The following is a 24,294-nucleotide window of genomic DNA, read 5'->3' as shown; positions in this document are numbered from 1 at the left end:
AATCATCACCTTCACTTAAGCCTTTGTCAAGATTTCATAGCCGTTATCCGTAATAGCAATCGTGTGTTCAAAGTGTGCACACCATCTGCCGTCTTGAGTTACGACAGTCCAGTCGTCTTCCAAGACTTTAACGTAACGGCGTCCTGCGTTAACCATAGGTTCAACAGCAAGAACCATTCCAGGCAGCAATCGGGGGCCGTGACCTGGACGCCCGTAATGCGGGACCTCAGGATCTTCATGCAAATCCCGCCCAACACCGTGCCCGACAAACTCACGAACGACAGAGAATCCCTCAGACTCTACATACTTTTGTACGGCATGGGAAATATTTGTGAGTCTGGCATTTGGCTTTGCTTCCTTAATACCTTCATATAACGATGCCTCTGTAACTTCCAGGAGCCGTTCGGTGTCATCAGAAATCCGGCCAACTGGATAAGTCCACGCTGAATCTCCATGGTAACCCTCGTATTCTGCGCCTATATCAATACTAATGATGTCACCCTCCTGCAAAACACGCGAACCTGGAATGCCATGCACAAGTTCGTTGTTCACAGATGTGCAAATACTTCCGGTAAAACCATTATACCCTTTAAAAGATGGAACAGCCTTGCAGCTTCGGATAAACCGTTCTGCTTTGATGTCGAGTTCTTTTGTTGTAATACCCGGTGCAATCACTTTCTTTAGTTCCCGATGAGTTAAAGCTACAATTTTTCCAGCCGTTCTCATAACATCGAGTTCTAATGGTGTTTTACGGATAATCACTTATTCAAACTTCCAAGAATAGTATCAACTGATGCAAAGACAACATCGATATCTTGATTTCCATCGATCGTGCGCAAATAACCTTTTTCCTCATAAAACTTAAGGAGCGGTTGTTGTTGCTTGACGTTCACTTCCAAGCGCGCCCTTACTGTTTCCTCACGGTCATCATCACGCTGTTTTAATTCACCGCCGCATTTATCGCAAATGCCTTCCTGCTTTGGCGGATTAAATTCTGTGTGATAAGTCGCTCCACAATTTGAGCAAATCCGGCGCCCTGTCAAACGTCTCATCAACTTAGCCTGATCTACATCGATGTATAGAACAGCATCAATACGTCGATTACTATCGGACATTATATGCTCCAATGCTTCTGCCTGGGCGACAGTTCTAGGAAAGCCATCTAAAAGAAAGCCATTGTCGCAATCATCTTTTCCTAAACGTTCACGAACGATACCTATCGTAACTTCATCAGGAACAAGGTTCCCTTCATCCATATAAGACTTGGCTTCATTTCCCAAGTCTGTGCCTTCTTTAATTGCAGCGCGAAACATATCTCCTGTTGAAATGTGAGGCAAACCATACTTTTCAACAATCCGTTCTGCTTGGGTGCCTTTGCCGGCACCGGGTAGTCCCATAAATATCAGGTTCATTCTACCACTCCAAACTCGTTTCATTCTGCCCTAGAACGGGCTTGCTATCTCTTGATAAATCCTTTGTAATGCCTTTTAACCAACTGTCCTTCGATACGCTTCATCGTATCAAGCGCAACGCCCACAACAATCAACAAGCTTGTGCCGCCGATTTTGACACTGGCGGGAAGCTTTGCTATATCTACGAATAGCATAGGCAGTATTGCAATGACAGCTAAGAAAATTGATCCAATTAAGGTCAAACGATAGAGAATACGAGTAATATATTTTTCGGTGTTCTTGCCGGGTCTAATCCCAGGGATGTAACCACCTTGCTTTTGCAGGTTTTCTGCCATTTTCTCTGGATTGACCTGTACGAACGTGTAAAAGTAGGAAAAGGCGATAATCAGCGCTGCATAAATGACCATCCCCGCAACCGTCGTATAATCAAAGGTTCGAATAATCCAATTCGTTACGGCGTTGCTTGGAAAAAAACGAGCAATTGTCGGCGGGGTAATCATTAACGAAATCGCAAAGATAACCGGTATAACGCCAGCCGCATTGACTTTGATCGGCAGGTGTGTTGATTCACCGCCATACGTTTTTCGTCCTACGGTCCGTTTCGCATATTGAATAGGAATCTTACGCATCCCCTGCTGGACGAAAATCGTACCTACCACAATAACTAAAATAACAAGCAAAATGACTAATACCGTGATAATTTGCAGGAACATGTTATCTGAGTTCTCAAAGCGCTGTGCATAGATCTGATTTACAGCATTAGGGATGCGGGCAACAATACCAGCAAATATGATAATAGAAATACCATTCCCAATGCCGTTTGCTGTGATCTGTTCACCCAGCCACATCAGAAAAGCGGTTCCGGCAGTCAAAATCACTGCGATTAGCAAGAAAGTCCAAACGGTAGGATTTTCTACAAGGCCTTGAAACCTCGCATTAAAGCCATATGCTAATCCGATGGCTTGTATAAACCCTAACACAACAGTGCCATATCGGGTGACCTGGGAGATTTTCTTTCTGCCCATTTCACCTTGCTTTGACCATTCTGTAAACTTTGGTACAACATCCATCTGCAACAATTGCATGATGATGGATGCTGTGATATACGGCATGATCCCCATTGATAAAATGGAGAAATTCTGTAGGGCTCCGCCGCCAAAGGTATTTAAAAACCCAAATACACTTGAATTATTAAATTTAATCAAATCGCTGTTGATGTTTGGAACCGGTATAAAGGTTCCAATTCGGAAAACAACCAACATCAATAGTGTAAAGATCACCTTACGGCGTATATCACCCACGCGCCAAATATTGGAGATCATTGCGAACATTAGATCACCTCTATGTTTCCGCCAGCCGACTCAATTGCTTCTTTGGCAGAAGCAGAAAATTTGTGTGCTTTAACCGTTAACTTGTTTTCCAATTTACCGTTACCTAGAATCTTAACACCGTCGTTAATCTTGCGAACAACACGAGTTTCAATTAAAAGCTCGGGTGTTACTTCAGTTCCAGCTTCAAAGCGGTTTAACGTTTCAACATTAACAACCGCGTATTCTTTACGAGTTGGATTTTTGAAACCGCGTTTAGGCAATCGTTGAATTAAAGGCATTTGTCCGCCTTCAAACCCAGGTCGCACGCCACCGCCAGAACGGGACTTTTGGCCCTTTTGACCGCGTCCTGATGTTTTGCCAAGACCGGAACCATATCCGCGTCCAACACGTTTACTAGTTGAACGAGAACCTTCCGCAGGTTTTAATTCATGGAGTTTCATGATGGCACCTCCTCATTTGTCGATTTTATTTCTTTATTCACTAAGTTCGTTCACTTTGACAAGGTGAGATACTTTGTTAATCATACCGCGAATCGCAGCATTGTCTTCTTGAACAACCGTTTGGTTCGTTTTATTTAAACCAAGGGTTTTAACCGTAACACGTTGATCCTGTGGACGTCCGATGACACTGCGTGTGAGGGTAATTTCAAGTTTTTTTGCCATTGTATTTCCCCCCCTTATCCTAACAATTCTTCTACTGTTTTGCCACGTAGTTTTGCAACATCTTCAGTACGTTTAAGACTCTTAAGTCCTTGAACTGTTGCACGCACCATGTTTGTCGGATTGTTAGAACCAAGGGACTTAGATACTATGTCACCAAGACCGGATAATTCCAGCACCGCACGAACAGGGCCGCCAGCGATGATTCCTGTACCTTCAGGAGCTGGTTTTAAAAGCACATTGCCCGCACCGAACTTCCCGACTACTTGGTGAGGAATTGTCGTTTTAACAATCGGTATATTAAACATATTTTTCTTAGCGTCTTCAATTGCTTTGCGGATCGCCTCAGGTACTTCCTGAGCTTTACCATGACCAAATCCGACATTGCCTTTTTTGTCGCCTACGACAACAAGGGCAGCAAAACGGAAACGGCGTCCGCCTTTAACAACCTTTGCTACACGGTTAATCGCAACAACACGTTCTTCCAATTCTGATTTGTTACGTTCATTGTTATGCATGGATTCCCCTCCTTTGTTTTAGAATTTAAGTCCTGCTTCACGGGCTCCTTCAGCTAACGCTTTAACACGTCCATGATAAAGATATCCGCCTCTGTCGAACACAATGGTTTCCAAACCTTTATCCAATGCGCGTTTTGCGACAAGTTCTCCAACCTTTTTTGCTGCGTCAACATTGGCGCCCTTTTCAAGAGAAAGTTCTTTATCAACTGTTGAAGAAGAAACAAGTGTTTCACCTTTGACATCATCTATAAGTTGAGCATAAATATGCTTTGAAGAACGGAACACATTCAAACGTGGGCGCTCGGCCGTACCAACGACACGGCGACGCACATGCTGATGCCTTTTTTTACGCACAGCATTTTTGTCTTGCTTTGTGATCATTGATTATGTCACTCCTTTCCGTTAGCGCTTATTTACCAGTCTTACCTTCTTTGCGTCGTACACGTTCATCTTTATAACGAATGCCTTTCCCTTTGTAAGGTTCTGGCGCACGCACGGCGCGAATGTTTGCAGCAACAGCGCCAACACGTTCTTTGTCAATGCCTTGAACGTTGACTTTGTTGTTGCCTTCAACATTTATTTCAATTCCTTCTTCAGGAATGATTTCAACTGGGTGGGAGTAACCGACGTTAAGGATAAGATTCTTACCCTGTTTGCTGGCACGATAACCGACACCAACTAATTCTAGTTTTTTCTCGTAACCATTCGTTACACCCTGAACCATATTATTGATGATACTGCTTGTTGTGCCATGCAATGAGCGGTGTTCTTTGGAATCGCTTGGGCGTTCCACCGTCACCGCGTTGTCTTCTTGTTTGATGATCATATCAGGATGAAAAGAACGAGACAACTCGCCTTTTGGTCCCTTGACCGCCACATGGTTGCCGTCAATTGTGACTGTGACGCCATTAGGCACTTCAGTAGGTCTTAAACCGACACGAGACATCGTGACACCTCCATTCTTTCTTTAAGGTTTACCAAACGTATGCTAGTACTTCGCCGCCGACTTGTTGTTGGCGAGCTTCTTTATCTGTAAGAATACCTTTTGATGTAGATACAATCGCAATGCCGAGACCTCCAAGTACACGAGGTACTTCGTTTGCTTTTGCATACACTCTAAGGCCAGGTTTGCTGATCCGTTTTAAACCTGTGATAACACGTTCATTGCTTGCTCCGTATTTAAGGAAAATACGAATCATACCTTGCTTAGCATCTTCGATAAATTCAACATCTTTCACAAAGCCTTCACGCTTTAGAATTTCTGCAATTTCCTTCTTGACTCTTGAGCCGGGTAGTTCCAACTGTTCATGGCGAACAGTATTCGCATTTCTTATGCGAGTCAGCATATCCGCAATTGGATCTGTCATGACCATTCGAATGACCTCCTTCCCTTAACTTGGGTTTACCAACTTGCTTTTTTAACGCCTGGGATTTGTCCTTTATAAGCTAGTTCACGGAAACAAATTCTGCAAAGCTTGAATTTGCGTAGAACGGAGTGAGGACGCCCGCAGCGTTCACAGCGAGTGTATTCACGAACTGAGTATTTCTTTTCTCGCTTTTGCTTAGCGATCATTGACTTTTTAGCCAAGACTTTCCCTCCTTACATCGTTTTATTTTGCGAATGGCATACCAAGAAGGCCTAATAATTCAGCTGCTTCTTCGTCTGTCTTTGCAGTTGTTACAATGACGATATCCATGCCGCGTACCTTACTTACTTTGTCATAATCGATTTCAGGGAAAATAAGTTGTTCACGAACACCAAGTGTATAGTTCCCACGTCCGTCAAAAGCTTTTTTTGAAATACCGCGGAAGTCACGAACACGTGGTAATGATACTGCAATTAATTTATCTAAGAAATCGTACATGCGTCCGCTGCGTAGCGTCACCTTTGTACCGATTGGCATACCTTCGCGAAGTTTGAAGCCTGCAATAGACTTTTTAGCGCGGGTAATGACTGGCTTTTGACCAGCGATTGCCGTTAATTCTTCAACAGCGCTGTCCAATGCTTTTGAATTTTGTACCGCGTCACCAACACCCATGTTAATGACAACTTTTTCGATTGTCGGCACTTCCATGATTGAAGAATAATTGAACTTCTCCAATAAAGCAGGGACAACCTCATTTTGATATTTTTCTTTGAAACGGCTCATGCGTTTTACCTCCCTTCAAAGACGACATTATTTATCTAATAATTCACCGGATTTTTTTGCTACACGAACTTTTTTGCCGTTTTCTACTTTATAACCAACACGGGTTGGTTCATTTGATTTAGGATCCAATGGCATAACATTAGAAACATGAATCGGTGCTTCTTGTTCAATGATGCCGCCTTGTGGATTAACTTGGGTTGGCTTGGAATGTTTCTTAACCACATTAACACCTTCAACAATCACACGATTCTTGGAAGGGTATGCTTCTAAGATGACACCTTGCTTACCTTTGTCCTTACCGGAGATAACTTGGATCTTATCTCCCTTTTTTACATGCATGTGAGCCATAGCGGATAGCGCACCTCCTTCTTATCTAACATTCCGTATTATAAAACTTCTGGAGCGAGCGATACGATTTTCATAAACTGCTGGTCACGCAATTCGCGAGCAACCGGTCCGAAAATACGAGTGCCGCGAGGGCTTTTGTCATCACGAATAATGACGGCTGCATTTTCATCAAAACGGATGTAAGAACCATCAGGACGACGCACCCCTTTGCGTGTCCGGACAATAACAGCTCTGACAACGTCACCTTTCTTGACAACGCCACCTGGTGTTGCTTGTTTTACCGTAGCAACAATAACATCACCAATGCTAGCTGTCTTGCGGCCTGAACCACCTAAGACTTTAATCGTTAAAATCTCACGCGCACCTGAGTTATCAGCAACTTTCAAACGGCTTTCTTGTTGGATCATTCGACGTAACCTCCCTTCGGACTGTCGTACCGAATCGTATTATATAATAACAGCTTCTACTACGATTTCGACAAGACGGAAACGCTTATCTTTTGATAGCGGGCGTGTTTCCATAATTTTTACAACATCGCCGTTTTTTGCCTTGTTTTCTTCGTCATGAGCTTTATACTTCTTTGAGTACTTTACGCGCTTGCCATACAGTGAATCAGTTTTATATGTTTCGACAAGAACGGTAATTGTCTTATCCATTTTATCGGAAATGACGCGTCCTACATATGACTTGCGACTATTGCGTTCTTCGGTCATTCGGAAAACCTCCTCTCATTTAACCGTTTTGGATTTTTAATTCGCGTTCACGCAAGACTGTTTTGGCACGGGCAATTGATTTACGCACCTCGCGAATACGGGCAGGGTTTTCCAATTGACCTGTAGCTAATTGGAAGCGAAGATTGAATAACTCTTCTTTAAGAGTCTTCATATTTTGTTCTACTTCAGCAGTGGTTAAATTACGGATATCATTAGCTTTCATTTGCGTCACCACCCACTTCTTCGCGTTTTACAAACTTCGTTTTTACCGGTAGCTTGTGTGAAGCAAGACGAAGTGCTTCGCGGGCAACATCCTCAGATACGCCACCAATTTCAAACATAATTTTACCGGGCTTAACAACAGCAACCCAACCTTCAGGAGCCCCTTTACCGGAACCCATCCGAACTTCTAGAGGTTTTGCTGTGTAAGGCTTTTGAGGGAATATTTTAATCCAAACTTTACCGCCACGTTTCATGTAACGTGTCATCGCAATACGGGCAGCTTCGATTTGACGGCTGGTAATCCATGAAGCAGTGACAGCTTGCAAGCCGTATTCACCAAATGTAATTTCAGCTCCGCCTTTTGTGCGGCCACGCATTTTACCACGATGTTGTCTACGATATTTTACGCGTTTTGGCATTAACATGATTATTTTCCTCCTTCCTTCTTGTTCGTTCCTTTCGTTGGAAGGACTTCACCACGATAGATCCAGACTTTAACGCCCAGCTTACCGTAAGTTGTGTCAGCTTCAGCCGTGCCATAATCAATGTCTGCACGTAGTGTGTGAAGCGGTACTGTTCCTTCACTATAATCCTCAGAACGAGCGATATCAGCGCCACCAAGACGACCTGATACTTGTGTGCGGATACCTTTAGCTCCTGCTCTCATCGCTCTAGTAAGCGTTTGTTTTTGAGCACGGCGCCATGAAATACGATTTTCTAATTGACGTGCAATATTATCTGCAACAAGCTTTGCATCAACATCCGCTTGTTTGATTTCAAAAATATTGACATGAACGCGTTTGCCAGTTAATGCGTTTAGGGATTTCCTAAGAGCTTCAACTTCTGAGCCGCCTTTACCGATAACCATTCCTGGTTTTGCGGTTTTGATCGTAACGTTGATGCGGTTAGCAGCACGTTCTAACTCAATTGAAGAAACAGCAGCATCTTTAAGTTTCTCTTCGATATATTCACGAATCTTGATGTCCTCGTGGAGATATTCTGCATAATTCTTATCAGCGTACCACTTGGATTCCCAGTCGCGAATAACACCAATTCTAAGTCCCACCGGGTTAACTTTTTGTCCCACGCATTATCCCTCCTTTTTTTCTGAAACAATTATAGTAATATGGCTTGTGCGTTTATTAATTCTTCCGGCACGGCCCATAGCACGCGGACGGAATCTCTTTAATGTTGCACCTTCATCGACAAATGCTTGTGCCACCACAAGGCTATTTGGTTCCATTTCGTAATTGTGCTCTGCATTGGCAATCGCAGAATTTAGTACTTTCTCTACAACCGGGGAAGCGGCCTTTGGCGTGTTGCGAAGAATCGCAATCGCTTCGCCAACTTCTTTGCCCCGGATGAGATCAACAACTAAGCGAGCCTTACGAGGAGCAATACGAATTTGTTTAGCAATAGCTTTTGCTTGCATTGGTTATTCCTCCTCTCATTAACGGCTTGTTTTCTTATCTGACGCTGCGTGACCGCGATACGTCCGAGTAGGAGCAAATTCTCCTAATTTATGCCCTACCATATCTTCAGATACATAGACAGGTACATGCTTGCGTCCGTCATATACCGCGATGGTATGACCAATAAATTCAGGGAAAATCGTAGAACGACGTGACCATGATTTGATAACTCTCTTATCGTTCTTTTCGTTTAAAGCCACAACTTTATTCATTAAATGATCATCGACAAAAGGTCCCTTCTTAAGGCTTCGACCCATTGATAGACCTCCTTTCAGCTGTGTGTAAATTTATGAACTAGGTTATTATTTTTTCTTGCGTCGGCGTACAATAAACTTATCAGAAGGCTTATTGCGCTTTCTTGTCTTGTAACCAAGTGTTGGTTTACCCCAAGGTGACATAGGTGACTTACGTCCGATAGGCGCGCGTCCTTCACCACCACCGTGCGGGTGATCATTAGGGTTCATGACAGATCCTCGAACTGTTGGGCGCTTGCCTAACCAGCGAGAACGACCCGCTTTACCTACAGTAACGAGTTCATGTTCAAGATTTCCGACTTGACCGATCGTCGCACGGCATGTTTCAAGAATCATGCGCACCTCGCCGGATACTAGACGTACAAGAACATATTTGCCTTCTTTACCAAGAATTTGTGCTTCTGCGCCTGCAGATCTCACCAATTGACCACCGCGTCCTGGTTTCAACTCAATGTTGTGCACGATTGTACCAACAGGAATATTTTTAAGAGGCAGAGCGTTACCGACTTTAATGTCAGCTTCTGGACCAGCCATGATCTCAGTTCCCACTTTAATTCCTTTTGGTGCAAGAATATAACGTTTTTCTCCGTCTGCATAATGAATCAATGCGATGTTAGCAGTACGGTTTGGATCATATTCAATCGTAGCAACGCGTCCTGGTATACCATCTTTGTTCCGCTTAAAGTCAATGACACGGTATTTACGCTTGTGACCGCCGCCTTGATGACGTACAGTTAATCTGCCTTGGTTATTTCGTCCTGCTTTCTTAGGCAAGGCTTCAACAAGCGACTTCTCAGGTTTGTTAGTAGTAATTTCGCTAAAGTCTAAAGTTGACATATTACGTCTACCATTAGACGTTGGTTTATACTTTTTGATTGCCATCGTGTTTTCCCTCCTTCTCTAGTGATGATTAGACACCTTCGTAAAACTCAAGCTCTTTGCTGTCAGGTGTTAATGTTACCACAGCTTTCTTGCGTTGAGCAGTATATCCGAAGTAACGTCCGAAGCGCTTTGGCTTGCCTTTATAGTTCATTGTGTTGACTCCAGATACTTTTACGCCAAAGATTTCTTCAACGGCGCGTTTGATTTCTGATTTGTTCGCACGACGATCAACATCAAATGTGTATTTTTTATCTGCCATTTGTTCTGTTGAACGTTCAGTGATGACGGGGCGCTTAATGACATCGCGTGGATCTCTCATTATCCAAGCACCTCCTCTAATTTGGCTGTCGCATCCTTTGTGAGGATAAGCTTATCATGGTTAACGACATCCAATACATTAAGCTCTGCAGCTGTCAGTACTGTGACGCCAGGAATATTGCGAGCAGATAATGCAAGTGTATCGTCAAACTCTCCTGTAACGATAAGCGCTTTTTGATTGACTGATAAGCTGTTAAGTACGTTAACAACTTCTTTTGTCTTAGGTGCATCCATTGTTAGCTCGTTAAGAACAATCAAATCGTTATCATTGACCTTAACTGACAATGCTGACTTAATGGCCAAACGGCGCATTTTTTTAGGCAGTTTGTAACTATAGCTTCTTGGAGATGGTCCAAATACTACACCGCCGCCAACCCATTGTGGTGAACGAATAGATCCTTGACGCGCACGGCCTGTTCCTTTTTGGCGCCATGGTTTGCGTCCGCCGCCTCGTACAGCAGAACGGTTCTTAGTTGCGTGTGTTCCTTGACGCAATGACGCTTGCTGCATAACGATGGCTTCGTATAATACATTTTGATTCGGTTCAATACCGAATACAGTATCAGCTAATTCGATATTTCCGACCTCAGTACCCTTTTGGTCTAATACAGCTAATTTTGGCATGGAAGCATCCTCCTTTCTTATTTAGCTTCTGTTGCTTTAACAGCACTTTTTATTGTTACGTAGCTTCTCTTAGGTCCTGGAACATTGCCTTTTACTAAAAGAAGATTGCGGTCTGTGTCAACTTTAACAATCTCAAGGTTTTGTACAGTGATCTGTTCTCCACCCATGCGTCCAGGTAAGTTTTTACCTTTAGGAACACGTGCAGCATCGACAGCACCCATAGAACCAGGACGACGGTGATAACGAGAGCCGTGGCTCATTGGTCCGCGTGATTGGTTATGGCGCTTAATGGAACCTTGGAATCCCTTTCCTTTTGATGTCCCAGTGACATCAATCGCGTCGCCTACTTTAAAAATATCTACCTTGACTTCTTGACCAAACTCATACTCGTCAAGATTTACATCACGGATTTCCTTAATGAAGCGCTTAGGAGCCGCTTGTGCCTTTTCTGCGTGACCTTTATCCGCTTTTGTTACACGTGATTCTCTCTTTTCTTCAAAACCGACCTGAATGGAAGCATAGCCGTCATTTTCTACAGTTTTCTTTTGCAGGACAACATTGCCCGCAGCTTCAACAACTGTTACAGGGATTACATCGCCGTTCTCAGAAAAGATTTGGGTCATGCCGAGTTTTTTCCCTAAGATTCCTTTGGTCATCCGTAACACCTCCTATTAATGTAATAAAATATATTATTTTATAGTTTGATTTCAATGTCGACGCCAGACGGAAGATCTAAACGCATAAGTGAATCAACCGTTTGCGGCGTTGGATTAACAATATCGATTAGACGCTTATGTGTACGCATTTCAAACTGCTCACGTGAATCTTTGTACTTGTGTACCGCACGAAGGATCGTGTAAACAGATTTTTCTGTTGGAAGCGGAATCGGTCCAGACACCTTTGCTCCCGAGCGTTTTGCAGTCTCAACAATCTTTTCTGCAGATTGATCAAGAATGCGATGATCATAAGCTTTTAAACGAATGCGAATCTTTTGCTTTGCCATTATAATTCCCTCCTTTTCGCCCATTTTCATAAATAGACTAACTCCACGAAAATTTCCCGTTTACCCCAGCCTTGGCAAAGGAGCCGGGTGTATCCGCAACCTTTCGCATCATCGCTAAAACCAACATTCCCTATTATATAAAAAAAACAGGGCTGACGCAAGCCTTAGTTGCCTACTTATTAATAAAAATCCACCTCTCATATTATAGAGAGCATCACCTAAAAGGTCAAGGTATTTGTGAAAAAGAAACACATTCCATAAGTTGGTGAACTTTTTTCTTCTATATTAAAGTAGTTGATAAATAAAAGAAGACATCCAAAATGGATGTCTTCTTTCGATGATTTTACATTATTCAACGATTGAAGAAACGACACCAGATCCAACTGTACGTCCGCCTTCACGGATAGAAAATCTAGTACCATCTTCGATAGCGATTGGTGAAATAAGCTCAACAGTCATTTCAACGTTATCGCCAGGCATAACCATTTCAACGCCTTCTGGAAGGCTGATTGTACCAGTTACGTCAGTTGTACGGAAGTAGAACTGAGGACGATAGTTAGAAAAGAAAGGAGTGTGACGTCCACCTTCATCTTTAGAAAGCACGTAAACTTCAGATTTAAATTTCTTATGAGCATTAACAGTACCTGGTTTTACAAGCACTTGGCCACGCTCGATTTGCTCGCGGTCTACACCGCGAAGAAGAGCGCCAATGTTGTCTCCAGCTTCTGCGTAATCAAGAAGTTTACGGAACATTTCTACACCAGTAACAGTTGTTTTCTTAGGCGCTTCAGAAAGACCAAGAATTTCAACTTCGTCACCAACAGAAACTTTACCGCGTTCTACACGGCCAGTTGCTACAGTACCGCGGCCAGTAATTGAGAATACGTCCTCAACAGGCATCATGAATGGTTTGTCGTGGTCACGTTCTGGTGTTGGGATATAGCCATCAACTTCATTCATAAGCTCAATGATTTTTTCTTCATAAGAAGCATCACCTTCAAGAGCCTTAAGAGCAGAACCAGCAACAACAGGTACGTCATCACCAGGGAAGTCATACTCAGAAAGAAGATCGCGAACTTCCATTTCTACAAGTTCAAGAAGTTCTTCATCGTCTACCATATCAACCTTGTTAAGGAAGACAACGATAGAAGGTACACCTACGTTGCGAGAAAGTAGGATGTGTTCACGAGTTTGCGGCATTGGGCCGTCAGCTGCGGACACAACTAGAATCGCACCGTCCATTTGCGCAGCACCAGTGATCATGTTTTTAACATAGTCAGCGTGTCCTGGGCAGTCAACGTGAGCATAGTGACGAGCGTCTGTTTCATACTCAACGTGTGCAGTTGCGATTGTAATTCCGCGTTCTCTTTCCTCAGGAGCACCGTCGATGGAATCGTAAGCGCGAGCTTCACCGCGATTGAATTTTTTGTGAAGAACAGTTGTGATAGCAGCTGTTAGAGTTGTTTTACCGTGGTCAACGTGACCGATTGTACCAATATTAACGTGTGGTTTTGAACGGTCAAATTTTTCTTTACCCATTGATATGTTTCCTCCTTTAACCTTCAAAAGAAAATTTAAATTATTTATGTGTACTAAGACAGCGGGCTAAAATCGCCCATCCATCTTAGCTTACAATAAAACATCTTTGTAAACAACAGTGTTTGTCGGTCCAGTGAAGGACTTATTCACCAGTTGATTTCTTAATAATTTCTTCGCCGATATTTCTAGGCACTTCTTCGTAGTGGTCAAAGTGCATAGAATAAACACCGCGTCCTTGAGTACTGGAACGCAACGTTGTTGCATAACCAAACATCTCTGATAGCGGCACGAACGCTTTAACAATCTGCGCTCCGGAACGTGCATCCATTCCTTCAACACGTCCGCGGCGACTTGTGACGTCACCCATAATGTCACCCATGTATTCCTCAGGGATCGTCACCTCGACTCTCATAATTGGCTCGAGAATAACCGGATTACATGCTTCCTTCGCTTTTTTAAGCGCCATTGAAGCAGCGATCTTAAACGCCATCTCATTGGAGTCAACATCGTGATATGAACCATCAACAAGTCTAGCCTTAATGTCAATAAGCGGGAAGCCGGCAAGAAGACCATTCTGCAGGGAGTCCCTTAGTCCTGCTTCTACCGCCGGGATGTATTCACGAGGAACGACACCACCGACAATTTTGTTTTCAAATTCAAATCCGCCACCCTCTTCAAGAGGCTCGAATTCGACCCAGACGTGACCATATTGACCACGGCCGCCAGATTGGCGTACAAATTTACCTTCAACCTTACCGGCTGATTTGATCGTTTCACGGTAAGCAACTTGAGGTGCACCCACATTAGCATCAACTTTAAATTCACGTCTTAGACGATCTACGATGATGTCGAGGTGGAGCTCACCCATACCGGAGATAATGGTTTGTCCAGTTTCTTCATTTGTTTCTGTCTTGAATGTTGGATCCTCTTCAGCAAGCTTTGCAAGGGCAATACCCATTTTATCCTGGTCAGCTTTTGACTTTGGCTCAATCGCTACAGAGATAACCGGGTCAGGGAATTCCATGGACTCAAGAATAACTTGATTCTTTTCATCACTAAGTGTATCACCTGTGCTTGTATCTTTAAGACCCACAGCAGCAGCAATGTCACCCGAATAAACTGTTTTGATTTCTTCACGGGTGTTTGCGTGCATTTGTAGAATCCGGCCAAGACGCTCACGCTTGCCTTTTGTAGAGTTCTGAACATAAGAACCTGCCGTCGCTGTACCTGAGTAAACGCGGAAGAAGGTTAGCTTACCAACGTAAGGGTCTGTCATAACTTTAAATGCTAAAGCAGAGAACGGCCCCTTATCATCAGCCTTGCGCTCAACTTCTTCTTCGGAGTCAACCAGATGCCCCTTAATTGGAGGAACATCAGTTGGTGAAGGAAGATAATCAATAACTGCATCGAGAACAAGTTGAACACCCTTGTTCTTGAAGGCTGATCCGCAGAGAACAGGATAAAATTCCACGTTACAAGTTCCTTTACGGATAGCTGCTTTGATTTCTTCGATGGTAAGCTCTTCACCCTCAAGATATTTCATCATGAGATCCTCGTCCAGCTCTGCAACCGCTTCGACGAGCTTATCATGGTATTCTTGAGCCTGATCTTTGTACTCATCTGGAATATCACGCGAATCAGAACGAGTGCCAAGGTCATCTTCATAGAAGTAGGCCTTCATTTCGACAAGATCAATAATCCCTTCAAATTGATCCTCAGCACCAATCGGCAATTGGATTGGGTGGGCATTAGCTTGAAGGCGATCATGCATCGTGCCTGTGGAATAAAGGAAGTCAGCCCCGATTTTATCCATTTTATTAATAAAGACTATTCGAGGAACACCATAAGTTGTTGCCTGACGCCAAACCGTTTCAGTTTGAGGCTCAACCCCGGATTGTGCATCAAGTACTGCAACCGCGCCGTCAAGAACACGCAATGAACGCTCAACTTCAACTGTGAAGTCGACGTGTCCAGGTGTGTCGATTATATTTACACGATGATTATTCCATTGAGCGGTCGTCGCGGCAGATGTGATTGTGATACCGCGCTCCTGTTCCTGTTCCATCCAGTCCATTTGGGAAGCACCCTCGTGTGTTTCACCGATCTTATGGATCCGTCCGGAATAGAAGAGAATACGCTCAGTAGTAGTGGTTTTACCGGCATCAATATGCGCCATAATACCAATATTACGTGTTTTCTCCAAGGAGAAATCTCTTGCCATGGGTTTCTCTCCTTTCTTTGAAAGAATCTATTACCAGCGATAGTGTGCAAATGCTTTGTTAGCTTCTGCCATTTTGTGCATATCTTCACGCTTCTTCACAGCAGCACCAGTATTATTAGCTGCGTCGATGATTTCATTCGCAAGTCTTTCAACCATTGTCTTTTCACCGCGAAGGCGAGCATAATTTACTAAATAACGCAATCCAAGAGTCGTACGGCGTTCAGGGCGGACTTCGACTGGCACTTGGTAGTTAGAGCCACCGACACGGCGAGCCTTAACTTCTAATACCGGCATAACGTTTTTAAGCGCTTGATCGAACACTTCCATCGGCTCTTGATTTGTACGTTCTTTAATTAGATCAAAAGATTTATAAAGTACAGTTTGTGCTATACCTCTTTTTCCATCCTTCATAATCCGGTTAATTAACCGTGTTACAAGCTTTGAATTATAAAGCGGGTCAGGTATAACATCACGTTTTTCAGCAGGTCCTTTTCTAGACATCATAACCCCTCCTTTCATCGTAGTTATATCAATAATTTTAATTATTATTTTGGCCTTTTCGTACCATACTTAGAACGGCCTTGTTTGCGTTCATTCACTCCGGCAGTGTCAAGTGCACCGCGGACGATATGATAGCGTACACCCGGAAGGTCTTTTACACGACCACCGCGAATAAGTACAACACTGTGTTCTTGCAGATTGTGGCCAATTCCTGGAATATAAGCCGTTACTTCGATTCCATTTGTTAAACGAACACGCGCATATTTACGCAATGCTGAGTTCGGTTTCTTAGGTGTCATTGTGCCGACACGTGTACAAACTCCGCGCTTTTGAGGTGATGTTTCATTAGTCAAAGACTTCTTGAAGCTGTTATATCCTTTGTTAAGCGCCGGTGAGTCAGATTTCTTCATTTTAGATTGACGGCCATTGCGCACCAACTGATTAATTGTAGGCATTATTGTTTCCTCCCTTCATTTAATTTTAAACCCACTGATCCAGGCGGTTCATCTTAGTGCAAAAAATTTGTTTTTGCCCAAGCTATACGCTTCATGCAAAAACATTATCGCTTTATTGCCACAGCCGCTGCCCCAACATCGATCCCGCATGCCTTGCCGAGTTTTTTCATTGAGTCAACGGTAATAACCGGCACTTCCATTTCCTGTGCCAGTTCCAGCACTTTATTGGTCACGCGAATATCAGCATCCTGAGCAATTACCAACTCTTCGATCTGATCGCTTTTCATAGCTTTAATCGCTTGCTTTGTACCAATAATAAGTCCATTTCTCGCCTGTGTTACTTTATCATAAGACATGCCTATATCCTCCAAAGCAACAAGGTGTTCAGGAGCACTCCGTTATAATAACACCGAGCGCTCCCCCTTGTCAATACTAATAATTAACTTTCCTGATTAACTAATTCTTCACTGACAGGTCCTTCCGAACCCTCCTCTGGGGATAGTTCTTCCGGTGTGTCCGATACAACATTTCGGTAACGTGACATTCCTGTACCAGCAGGAACCAGTTTGCCGATTATGACGTTTTCTTTCAATCCAAGCAATTCATCGCGTTTGCCTTTAATTGCAGCATCAGTTAGAACACGAGTGGTCTCTTGGAATGATGCAGCGGATAAGAATGATTCAGTTTCAAGAGATGCTTTTGTAATACCGAGTAAAACCGGTCTTCCTGTTGCAGGCTTTTCGGCCTTAATAAGGACCTTCTTATTGACATCCTTAAAGGTGTGAATATCAACAAGTGAACCCGGCAATACGCTCGTATCACCCGCATCAGTGACACGGATTTTCCGCATCATTTGGCGAACCATTACTTCAACGTGCTTATCACCAATTTCCACACCCTGCATGCGGTAAACCTTCTGCACTTCACGAAGCAAATATTCTTGCACACCTTCAATGCCGGCGACAATAAGGAGTTCCTTAGGATCAATTGAGCCTTCTGTTAGAACCTGCCCAGGCACCACATGAGAATCCACAGCTACCTTTAGCCTTGCTCCAAGAGGAACGGTGTAGGTCCTTGATTCAATTTCACCTTGAACAATGATCTCGCGCTTATCTTTAAGTTCTTTAATAGATGTAACCGTTCCAGGCAGCTCGGAAATGACAGCCTGCCCTTTGGGGTTACGCGCTTCAAATAATTCCTGAATACGCGGAAGACCTTGTGTAATGTCATCACCTGCAACACCGCCGGTATGGAAGGTTCGCATCGTCAACTGTGTGCCCGGCTCCCCAATGGATTGGGCTGCGATAATTCCCACTGCTTCGCCAACCTCAACATCAGAACCAGTGGCTAAGTTGCGACCGTAACATTTCTTACATACACCATGGCGTGTGTCACACATAAATACAGAACGGATCAACACTTCTTTGACACCTGCGTCAACAATGTTATTTGCTGTGTCTTCGCTAATTGTATCGCTTTTATTGATTAATACCTCACCTGTTTCAGGATGTGCGATGTCCTCATGCACCGTCCTTCCGACAAGGCGGTCGTATAATCCTTCAATTTCTTCGTTGCCTTCTCTAATTGATTTTACAACTAGGCCTCGGTCAGTGCCACAATCATCTTCTCTTACAATTACGTCCTGAGCGACATCAACAAGACGGCGGGTCAAATAACCTGAGTCGGCAGTTTTCAGAGCCGTATCCGCAAGACCTTTACGTGCACCGTGAGTGGAAATAAAGTACTCCAATACGGTTAAACCTTCTCGGAAGCTTGAACGGATCGGAAGTTCTATAATTCGTCCCGATGGGTTAGCCATCAAGCCCCGCATACCCGCAAGCTGCGTAAAGTTTGATGCGTTACCACGGGCACCGGAATCACTCATCATGAAGATTGGGTTCGTTTTATCAAGCGAGTTCATCAGTTTGTTCTGAATCGTATCCTTAGCGCCGCTCCAGATTGAGATAACACGCTCGTAACGTTCTTCTTCGGTGATCAGACCTCTTCTAAATTGTTTCAGAACCTTATTAACCTTTTCCTCAGCTTCTGCAAGAATCTCCGGCTTATCAGCTAGAACAATAATATCAGATACACCGACTGTAATCCCCGCTTTTGTTGAATAGGCAAATCCAAGTGCTTTCATACGATCAAGCATTTTGGATGTCTCGGTAATCTTAAATCGTTTGAAAACTTCAGCGATAATATCACCCAGAATGCCTTTTTTAAACGGTGAAACCTCTTCCCTTTCGGCAATAATTTCTTTCACATTTGTGCCCATTGGTACAAAGTATTTCTCCGGTGTTGCGACTTCCAGGTTAAAACGCGTCGGTTCATTAATATAAGGGAACGATTCAGGGAGAATCGCATTGAAAATTAATTTACCAACTGTTGTTAAAAGATATTGCTTATTTTGTTCCGCTGTAAACGTAGCATTGCCGACTACTGCTGCCGGTATGGCGATCCGTGTGTGCAAGTGTGCGTAACCACTTTGGTAAGCCATCATTGCTTCATTTGAATCTTTAAAAACCTTTCCTTCCCCAATGGCACCTTTTCTTTCAAGTGTCAAATAGTAGTTACCCAGCACCATATCCTGTGATGGCGTAACAACGGGTTTTCCGTCTTTAGGGTTCAGAATGTTTTGTGCAGCAAGCATCAATAATCTCGCTTCCGCTTGCGCCTCTGCAGACAATGGTACGTGAACAGCCATTTGGTCACCGTCAAAATCGGCGTTATAAGCCGTACAGACGAGCGGATGCAGACGAATTGCCCTGCCCTCAACCAATGTCGGTTCAAACGCCTGGATACCAAGCCTATGCAATGTTGGTGCACGGTTTAGCAGGACAGGGTGTTCCTTAATAACCTCTTCTAAAACGCCCCATACATCAGGATGAACCTTTTCAACCTTACGCTTTGCACTTTTGATGTTATGAGCAATCCCTTTGTTAACAAGCTCTTTCATCACAAATGGTTTGAAAAGCTCAAGCGCCATTTCCTTCGGCAAACCGCATTGATACATATGAAGATTTGGTCCAACCACGATAACGGAACGACCGGAATAGTCAACACGTTTACCCAAAAGGTTCTGACGGAAACGCCCTTGTTTACCTTTCAGCATATGCGACAAGGATTTCAGCGGACGGTTACCCGGACCAGTTACAGGACGGCCCCTGCGGCCGTTGTCAATTAAGGAGTCAACTGCCTCTTGCAGCATCCGCTTTTCATTTTGAACGATAATACTAGGCGCACCTAGGTCCAATAGACGCTTCAAACGGTTATTTCTGTTAATAACACGACGATAGAGATCATTCAAGTCCGACGTTGCGAAGCGGCCGCCGTCAAGTTGAACCATCGGACGCAATTCAGGCGGGATCACCGGAAGCACATCTAGAATCATCCATGATGGATCATTTTCCGACCCTCTAAAAGCTTCCAATACTTCCAGTCGTTTGATTGCACGTGTACGGCGCTGGCCTTGGGCTGTCTTAAGTTCCTCTTGAAGGGCAGCCACGTCTTTTTCTAGATCAATGTCTTGAAGAAGCTTTTTGATGGATTCCGCACCCATGCCTGCTTTAAAGGTTGCGCCATACTTTTCACGATAGTTGCGATATTCCTTTTCAGATAATAACTGTTTCTTTTCCAACGGTGTATCGCCTGGTTCAGTGATAACGTACGAAGCAAAGTAAATGACTTCCTCCAAAGCCCTTGGGGACATGTCTAATAGTAGACCCATTCTGCTTGGAATTCCTTTGAAATACCAAATGTGAGAAACAGGGGCAGCTAGCTCTATGTGCCCCATTCTTTCTCTCCGTACCTTTGCTCGTGTTACTTCTACACCACATCGATCACAAACGACACCCTTGTATCTTACGCGCTTATACTTCCCGCAATGACACTCCCAATCTTTGGTTGGGCCGAATATTCGTTCACAGAATAGACCGTCCTTTTCCGGCTTTAACGTTCTATAGTTAATCGTTTCCGGCTTTTTAACCTCACCGCGAGACCATGAGCGGATTTTGTTTGGAGACGCAAGACCGATCTTCATAAATTCAAACTTATTGACATCCAACAAGGGGGCAACCTCCCTTATAAATTCAGTGTTCTAAGCCACTTGTAACCTTGAGTCAGTTTATGTTAAGCATTGACATTCATTGTTTCACTTGTTGCTTCGTCTTCCTCATCAATTTCACGAATGTCAATTTCCTCTTCGTTACTTGATAAGATTTTTACGTCCATTCCGAGACTTTGAAGTTCTTTAATAAGGACTTTAAACGATTCCGGCACACCCGGTTCAGGGACATTTTCGCCTTTAACAATGGACTCATAAGTCTTCACACGTCCCACGACATCATCAGACTTGACTGTAAGGATTTCCTGAAGCGTATATGCGGCACCGTAAGCTTCAAGCGCCCAAACCTCCATTTCACCAAATCGCTGTCCGCCGAATTGAGCTTTACCGCCAAGCGGCTGCTGTGTGACAAGCGAATATGGGCCAGTTGAACGAGCGTGAAGTTTGTCATCTACCATATGCGCCAACTTAATCATGTACATAACGCCAACAGACACCCGATTATCAAAAGGTTCACCTGTGCGTCCATCATAGAGAACTGTTTTACCATCTCGTGACAGCCCGGCTTCAGCCAGTGTCTCCCATACATCTTCTTCATGAGCACCATCAAATACCGGTGTCGCAACGTGAATACCTAATTCACGAGCGGCCATGCCAAGATGTAGTTCAAGCACTTGCCCGATATTCATACGCGATGGAACACCCAATGGGTTTAACATGATATCAATCGGACGGCCATCCGGCATATACGGCATATCTTCTTCTGGCAAAATACGAGAGATAACACCTTTATTACCGTGGCGGCCGGCCATTTTATCGCCTTCATGAATTTTCCGTTTCTGAACGATATAAGCCCTGACAAGCTGGTTTACGCCTGGCGGCAGCTCATCACCGTCTTCTCGATTAAATATCTTAACATCATGGACAATCCCATCACCGCCATGAGGTACTCTTAGGGATGTATCACGCACTTCCCTCGCCTTTTCGCCAAAAATAGCATGGAGAAGTCTTTCCTCGGCTGTAAGTTCTGTTACCCCTTTAGGTGTGACTTTGCCTACAAGAATATCGCCATCTTTAACCTCAGCGCCGACGCGAATAATACCGCGTTCATCAAGGTTTCTAAGCGCATCTTCCCCGACGTTCGGGATATCCCTAGTAATTTCTTCTGGCCCAAGCTTTGTATCCCGTGCTTCAGATTCATATTCTTCAATATGAACTGAGGTGTAAACATCATCTTTCACTAGACGTTCACTCATAATAATAGCATCTTCGTAGTTGTAACCATCCCATGTCATAAACCCGACAAGGACGTTGCGTCCAAGGGCCAATTCACCTTTTTCCATTGAAGGGCCGTCGGCAAGGATTTCACCTTGGTCAACAATTGTCCCCTTTTCAACAATCGGTTTTTGGTTATAACAGGTGCCTTGGTTGGAACGTTCATATTTTAATAATTTATAGGCAACGAGATCGCCTTCCACATCACGGCCGTCAATTTCTTCAATTGTACGTATTTTGATCAGCTTTGCGGAAACCTCTTCTACTCTGCCGCGATATTTAGCGCGAATCGCAGCACCGGAATCCTTTGCAGAGACATACTCGATACCAGTACCGACAATCGGTGCCTCTGGAACAAGAAGCGGAACGGCCTGCCGCTGCATGTTCGCCCCCATTAAAGCCCGGTTAGAATCATCGTTCTCAAGGAAAGGTATACAGGCAGTGGCTGCAGAAACAACTTGTTTCGGCGACACATCCATGTAGTCCACACGATCTTTACGTACAACAAGGTTTTCCCCACGGAAACGTGAAATAATTTCATCATCCATGAAGGTACCGTCATCATCAAGCTTCGCATTGGCCTGTGCAACAACATAATTGTCCTCTTCATCAGCTGTAAGGTAATCAATCCGTCCGGTTACCCTGCCTGTTTCCGGGTCCACCCGTCGATAAGGCGTTTCAATAAACCCAAATTTATTTACCTTAGCGTAACTTGACAGCGAGTTAATCAAACCAATGTTTGGGCCCTCTGGCGTTTCGATCGGACACATACGGCCATAGTGGGAGTAGTGAACGTCACGAACTTCCATTCCGGCACGTTCTCTTGTCAAACCGCCAGGTCCCAATGCTGAAAGACGACGTTTGTGTGTTAATTCAGCAAGCGGATTCGTCTGGTCCATAAATTGCGAAAGCTGAGAGCTGCCGAAAAATTCCTTAATGGAAGCAATCACCGGCCTGATGTTAATCAATGCCTGCGGTGTAATCGCATTGGTGTCTTGAATAGACATCCGTTCGCGAATCACACGCTCCATACGGGATAGACCAATCCTAAACTGATTTTGCAAAAGTTCACCAACCGAACGCAAACGACGGTTTCCTAGGTGGTCAATATCGTCCGTATCACCAATACCGTGCAATAAGTTAAAGAAATAGTTAATAGACGCAAGGATGTCGGCAGGTGTAATATGTTTTACAGTATTATCAATTTGGCCGTTGCCCATGACTTTAATAACTTTATCACCGTCATCATCGTTCGGTGCATAAACGCTGATCGATTGGAGTGTAATATCCTGACCTTCAACTACACCTCCTGAAGGAGTATACTCTCCGTAACCAAGCTTTTCCTCAATAATTGGCAGCAACCGATCGAGTGTCCGCCGGTCAAGAAGCGTGCCTTCATCCGCCACAATTTCTCCCGTTTCCGGATCGATTAGTTTTTCTGCTAAACGCTGGTTAAAAAGTCTATTTTTAATATGAAGTTTTTTATTAATCTTATAGCGACCGACATTCGCAAGATCATAACGTTTTGGATCGAAGAAGCGAGTATCGATTAAACTTTTTGCATTATCAACTGTTGGCGGTTCACCAGGACGCAATCGCTCATAGATTTCAATAAGCGCTTTTTCAGTCCCCTCGGTATTATCCTTTTCAAGTGTGTTTCTCAAAAATTCATCCTCACCGAGCAAGTCGATGATTTCTTGATCAGATCCAAACCCTAATGCACGCAAAAGCACCGTAACAGGAAGCTTCCTTGTACGGTCGATTCGTACATAGACGACATCTTTGGCGTCCGTTTCATATTCAAGCCATGCGCCACGGTTTGGAATAACAGTAGCGGTAAAACCTTTTTTACCATTTTTGTCGAATTTTTCGTTATAGTAAACACTAGGTGAACGAACAAGTTGTGAAACGATAACCCGTTCAGCACCATTGATTATAAACGTCCCCGATTCCGTCATAAGAGGGAAGTCACCCATAAACACTTCTTGTTCTTTGACTTCACCGGTTTCCTTATTGATCAATCGGACTTTCACTCTTAATGGTGCAGCATAAGTAACGTCGCGTTCCTTTGATTCATCAACTGAATACTTTGGTTCTCCCAGACTATAGTCTATGAATTCTAAAACAAGATTTCCCGTGAAATCTTCTACTGGTGAAATGTCTTGAAACATTTCTCGTATACCCTCATCAAGAAACCATTGATATGAAGCAGTTTGAATTTCGATGAGATTAGGGAGTTCTAGAACTTCATTAATGCGAGCATAACTCCGACGTTGGCGGTGGCGTCCGTATTGCACGAGTTGACCTATCAACTGTTTCACCCCTCAAATC

The 24,294-nt window shown here is 43.9% G+C and carries 31 protein-coding genes; all 31 read right to left on the bottom strand.

Going from position 1 to position 24,294, the window contains the following annotated elements:
- Positions 1–15: 15 nt before the first annotated feature.
- The 31 genes from map to rpoB all read right to left on the bottom strand — a co-directional run bounded on the left by map (position 16) and on the right by rpoB (position 24,275).
- On the bottom strand, positions 16–762 hold the full coding sequence (gene map, locus EV207_RS15715) for a type I methionyl aminopeptidase (RefSeq protein ID WP_132747110.1): 747 nt from the start codon (positions 760–762) through the stop codon (positions 16–18).
- Entirely contained in the window at positions 759–1,412 is a 654-nt protein-coding gene (locus tag EV207_RS15710; protein ID WP_132747109.1) for an adenylate kinase, read from the bottom strand. The genes map and EV207_RS15710 overlap by 4 nt, the downstream gene beginning before the upstream one ends.
- Positions 1,413–1,456: 44 nt before the next feature.
- Positions 1,457–2,743: a preprotein translocase subunit SecY gene (secY, locus tag EV207_RS15705; RefSeq protein WP_132747108.1), complete on the bottom strand. Its 1,287-nt coding sequence runs from the start codon at positions 2,741–2,743 to the stop codon at positions 1,457–1,459.
- Positions 2,743–3,183, bottom strand: coding sequence for a 50S ribosomal protein L15 (gene rplO, locus EV207_RS15700; RefSeq protein ID WP_132747107.1), 441 nt, complete (start codon positions 3,181–3,183; stop codon positions 2,743–2,745). Before rplO ends, secY begins: the two co-directional genes overlap by 1 nt.
- A gap of 33 nt (positions 3,184–3,216) precedes the next feature.
- On the bottom strand, positions 3,217–3,405 hold the full coding sequence (gene rpmD / locus EV207_RS15695; protein WP_132747106.1) for a 50S ribosomal protein L30: 189 nt from the start codon (positions 3,403–3,405) through the stop codon (positions 3,217–3,219).
- A gap of 14 nt (positions 3,406–3,419) precedes the next feature.
- Positions 3,420–3,920, bottom strand: a complete 501-nt coding sequence (rpsE, locus tag EV207_RS15690; RefSeq protein ID WP_132747105.1) for a 30S ribosomal protein S5 — start codon at positions 3,918–3,920, stop codon at positions 3,420–3,422.
- Between the two features lie 18 nt (positions 3,921–3,938).
- Positions 3,939–4,301, bottom strand: a complete 363-nt coding sequence (gene rplR, locus EV207_RS15685) for a 50S ribosomal protein L18 (protein WP_132747104.1) — start codon at positions 4,299–4,301, stop codon at positions 3,939–3,941.
- 28 nt (positions 4,302–4,329) lie between these two features.
- Positions 4,330–4,866 (bottom strand): 50S ribosomal protein L6, encoded by a 537-nt coding sequence (rplF, locus tag EV207_RS15680; protein ID WP_132747103.1) that lies wholly within the window; start codon positions 4,864–4,866, stop codon positions 4,330–4,332.
- Between the two features lie 28 nt (positions 4,867–4,894).
- Positions 4,895–5,293 carry a 30S ribosomal protein S8 gene (rpsH, locus tag EV207_RS15675; RefSeq protein ID WP_132747102.1) on the bottom strand — a complete coding sequence of 133 codons (399 nt, stop codon included), beginning with the start codon at positions 5,291–5,293 and terminating at the stop codon, positions 4,895–4,897.
- A 29-nt stretch (positions 5,294–5,322) separates the two neighbouring features.
- Positions 5,323–5,508 (bottom strand): type Z 30S ribosomal protein S14, encoded by a 186-nt coding sequence (locus EV207_RS15670; protein ID WP_132747101.1) that lies wholly within the window; start codon positions 5,506–5,508, stop codon positions 5,323–5,325.
- Between the two features lie 22 nt (positions 5,509–5,530).
- Positions 5,531–6,070, bottom strand: a complete 540-nt coding sequence (gene rplE / locus EV207_RS15665; RefSeq protein ID WP_132747100.1) for a 50S ribosomal protein L5 — start codon at positions 6,068–6,070, stop codon at positions 5,531–5,533.
- 27 nt (positions 6,071–6,097) lie between these two features.
- A complete protein-coding gene (gene rplX, locus EV207_RS15660) occupies positions 6,098–6,409 on the bottom strand; it encodes a 50S ribosomal protein L24 (RefSeq protein WP_132747131.1) in 312 nt (103 codons plus the stop codon).
- Between the two features lie 47 nt (positions 6,410–6,456).
- On the bottom strand, positions 6,457–6,825 hold the full coding sequence (gene rplN / locus EV207_RS15655; RefSeq protein WP_132747099.1) for a 50S ribosomal protein L14: 369 nt from the start codon (positions 6,823–6,825) through the stop codon (positions 6,457–6,459).
- A 39-nt stretch (positions 6,826–6,864) separates the two neighbouring features.
- On the bottom strand, positions 6,865–7,131 hold the full coding sequence (rpsQ, locus tag EV207_RS15650; RefSeq protein WP_132747098.1) for a 30S ribosomal protein S17: 267 nt from the start codon (positions 7,129–7,131) through the stop codon (positions 6,865–6,867).
- A gap of 19 nt (positions 7,132–7,150) precedes the next feature.
- The gene (gene rpmC, locus EV207_RS15645) at positions 7,151–7,354 is read right to left on the bottom strand and encodes a 50S ribosomal protein L29 (RefSeq protein WP_132747097.1); all 204 of its coding nucleotides are present in this window, start codon (positions 7,352–7,354) and stop codon (positions 7,151–7,153) included.
- Entirely contained in the window at positions 7,344–7,778 is a 435-nt protein-coding gene (gene rplP, locus EV207_RS15640; protein WP_132747096.1) for a 50S ribosomal protein L16, read from the bottom strand. The genes rpmC and rplP overlap by 11 nt, the downstream gene beginning before the upstream one ends.
- A gap of 2 nt (positions 7,779–7,780) precedes the next feature.
- Entirely contained in the window at positions 7,781–8,440 is a 660-nt protein-coding gene (rpsC, locus tag EV207_RS15635) for a 30S ribosomal protein S3 (protein ID WP_132747095.1), read from the bottom strand.
- 3 nt (positions 8,441–8,443) lie between these two features.
- Positions 8,444–8,785, bottom strand: a complete 342-nt coding sequence (gene rplV, locus EV207_RS15630) for a 50S ribosomal protein L22 (protein ID WP_132747094.1) — start codon at positions 8,783–8,785, stop codon at positions 8,444–8,446.
- Positions 8,786–8,803: 18 nt separating this feature from the next.
- The gene (gene rpsS / locus EV207_RS15625) at positions 8,804–9,082 is read right to left on the bottom strand and encodes a 30S ribosomal protein S19 (protein ID WP_132747093.1); all 279 of its coding nucleotides are present in this window, start codon (positions 9,080–9,082) and stop codon (positions 8,804–8,806) included.
- 45 nt (positions 9,083–9,127) lie between these two features.
- Positions 9,128–9,961 carry a 50S ribosomal protein L2 gene (rplB, locus tag EV207_RS15620; protein WP_132747092.1) on the bottom strand — a complete coding sequence of 278 codons (834 nt, stop codon included), beginning with the start codon at positions 9,959–9,961 and terminating at the stop codon, positions 9,128–9,130.
- Positions 9,962–9,989: 28 nt separating this feature from the next.
- The gene (rplW, locus tag EV207_RS15615) at positions 9,990–10,280 is read right to left on the bottom strand and encodes a 50S ribosomal protein L23 (RefSeq protein ID WP_132747091.1); all 291 of its coding nucleotides are present in this window, start codon (positions 10,278–10,280) and stop codon (positions 9,990–9,992) included.
- Positions 10,280–10,903 carry a 50S ribosomal protein L4 gene (gene rplD, locus EV207_RS15610; RefSeq protein ID WP_132747090.1) on the bottom strand — a complete coding sequence of 208 codons (624 nt, stop codon included), beginning with the start codon at positions 10,901–10,903 and terminating at the stop codon, positions 10,280–10,282. Before rplD ends, rplW begins: the two co-directional genes overlap by 1 nt.
- A gap of 17 nt (positions 10,904–10,920) precedes the next feature.
- A complete protein-coding gene (rplC, locus tag EV207_RS15605) occupies positions 10,921–11,559 on the bottom strand; it encodes a 50S ribosomal protein L3 (RefSeq protein ID WP_132747089.1) in 639 nt (212 codons plus the stop codon).
- 38 nt (positions 11,560–11,597) lie between these two features.
- Positions 11,598–11,906, bottom strand: coding sequence for a 30S ribosomal protein S10 (gene rpsJ, locus EV207_RS15600; RefSeq protein WP_132747088.1), 309 nt, complete (start codon positions 11,904–11,906; stop codon positions 11,598–11,600).
- Between the two features lie 348 nt (positions 11,907–12,254).
- On the bottom strand, positions 12,255–13,445 hold the full coding sequence (gene tuf / locus EV207_RS15595; RefSeq protein ID WP_132747087.1) for an elongation factor Tu: 1,191 nt from the start codon (positions 13,443–13,445) through the stop codon (positions 12,255–12,257).
- Positions 13,446–13,587: 142 nt separating this feature from the next.
- A complete protein-coding gene (fusA, locus tag EV207_RS15590; RefSeq protein WP_132747086.1) occupies positions 13,588–15,666 on the bottom strand; it encodes an elongation factor G in 2,079 nt (692 codons plus the stop codon).
- A gap of 30 nt (positions 15,667–15,696) precedes the next feature.
- Positions 15,697–16,167 (bottom strand): 30S ribosomal protein S7, encoded by a 471-nt coding sequence (gene rpsG, locus EV207_RS15585; protein ID WP_132747130.1) that lies wholly within the window; start codon positions 16,165–16,167, stop codon positions 15,697–15,699.
- Between the two features lie 44 nt (positions 16,168–16,211).
- Positions 16,212–16,622: a 30S ribosomal protein S12 gene (gene rpsL, locus EV207_RS15580; RefSeq protein WP_132747085.1), complete on the bottom strand. Its 411-nt coding sequence runs from the start codon at positions 16,620–16,622 to the stop codon at positions 16,212–16,214.
- A 104-nt stretch (positions 16,623–16,726) separates the two neighbouring features.
- On the bottom strand, positions 16,727–16,978 hold the full coding sequence (locus tag EV207_RS15575; protein WP_132747084.1) for a 50S ribosomal protein L7ae-like protein: 252 nt from the start codon (positions 16,976–16,978) through the stop codon (positions 16,727–16,729).
- A gap of 83 nt (positions 16,979–17,061) precedes the next feature.
- Positions 17,062–20,691: a DNA-directed RNA polymerase subunit beta' gene (gene rpoC / locus EV207_RS15570; RefSeq protein WP_132747083.1), complete on the bottom strand. Its 3,630-nt coding sequence runs from the start codon at positions 20,689–20,691 to the stop codon at positions 17,062–17,064.
- 62 nt (positions 20,692–20,753) lie between these two features.
- A complete protein-coding gene (gene rpoB, locus EV207_RS15565) occupies positions 20,754–24,275 on the bottom strand; it encodes a DNA-directed RNA polymerase subunit beta (protein ID WP_132747082.1) in 3,522 nt (1,173 codons plus the stop codon).
- Between the last annotated feature and the right edge of the window lie 19 nt (positions 24,276–24,294).

The sequence above is a fragment of the Scopulibacillus darangshiensis genome (assembly GCF_004341035.1).
GTDB classification, from domain to species: domain Bacteria; phylum Bacillota; class Bacilli; order Bacillales; family Sporolactobacillaceae; genus Scopulibacillus; species Scopulibacillus darangshiensis.
This window is presented reverse-complemented; position numbering and strand designations above follow the sequence as displayed.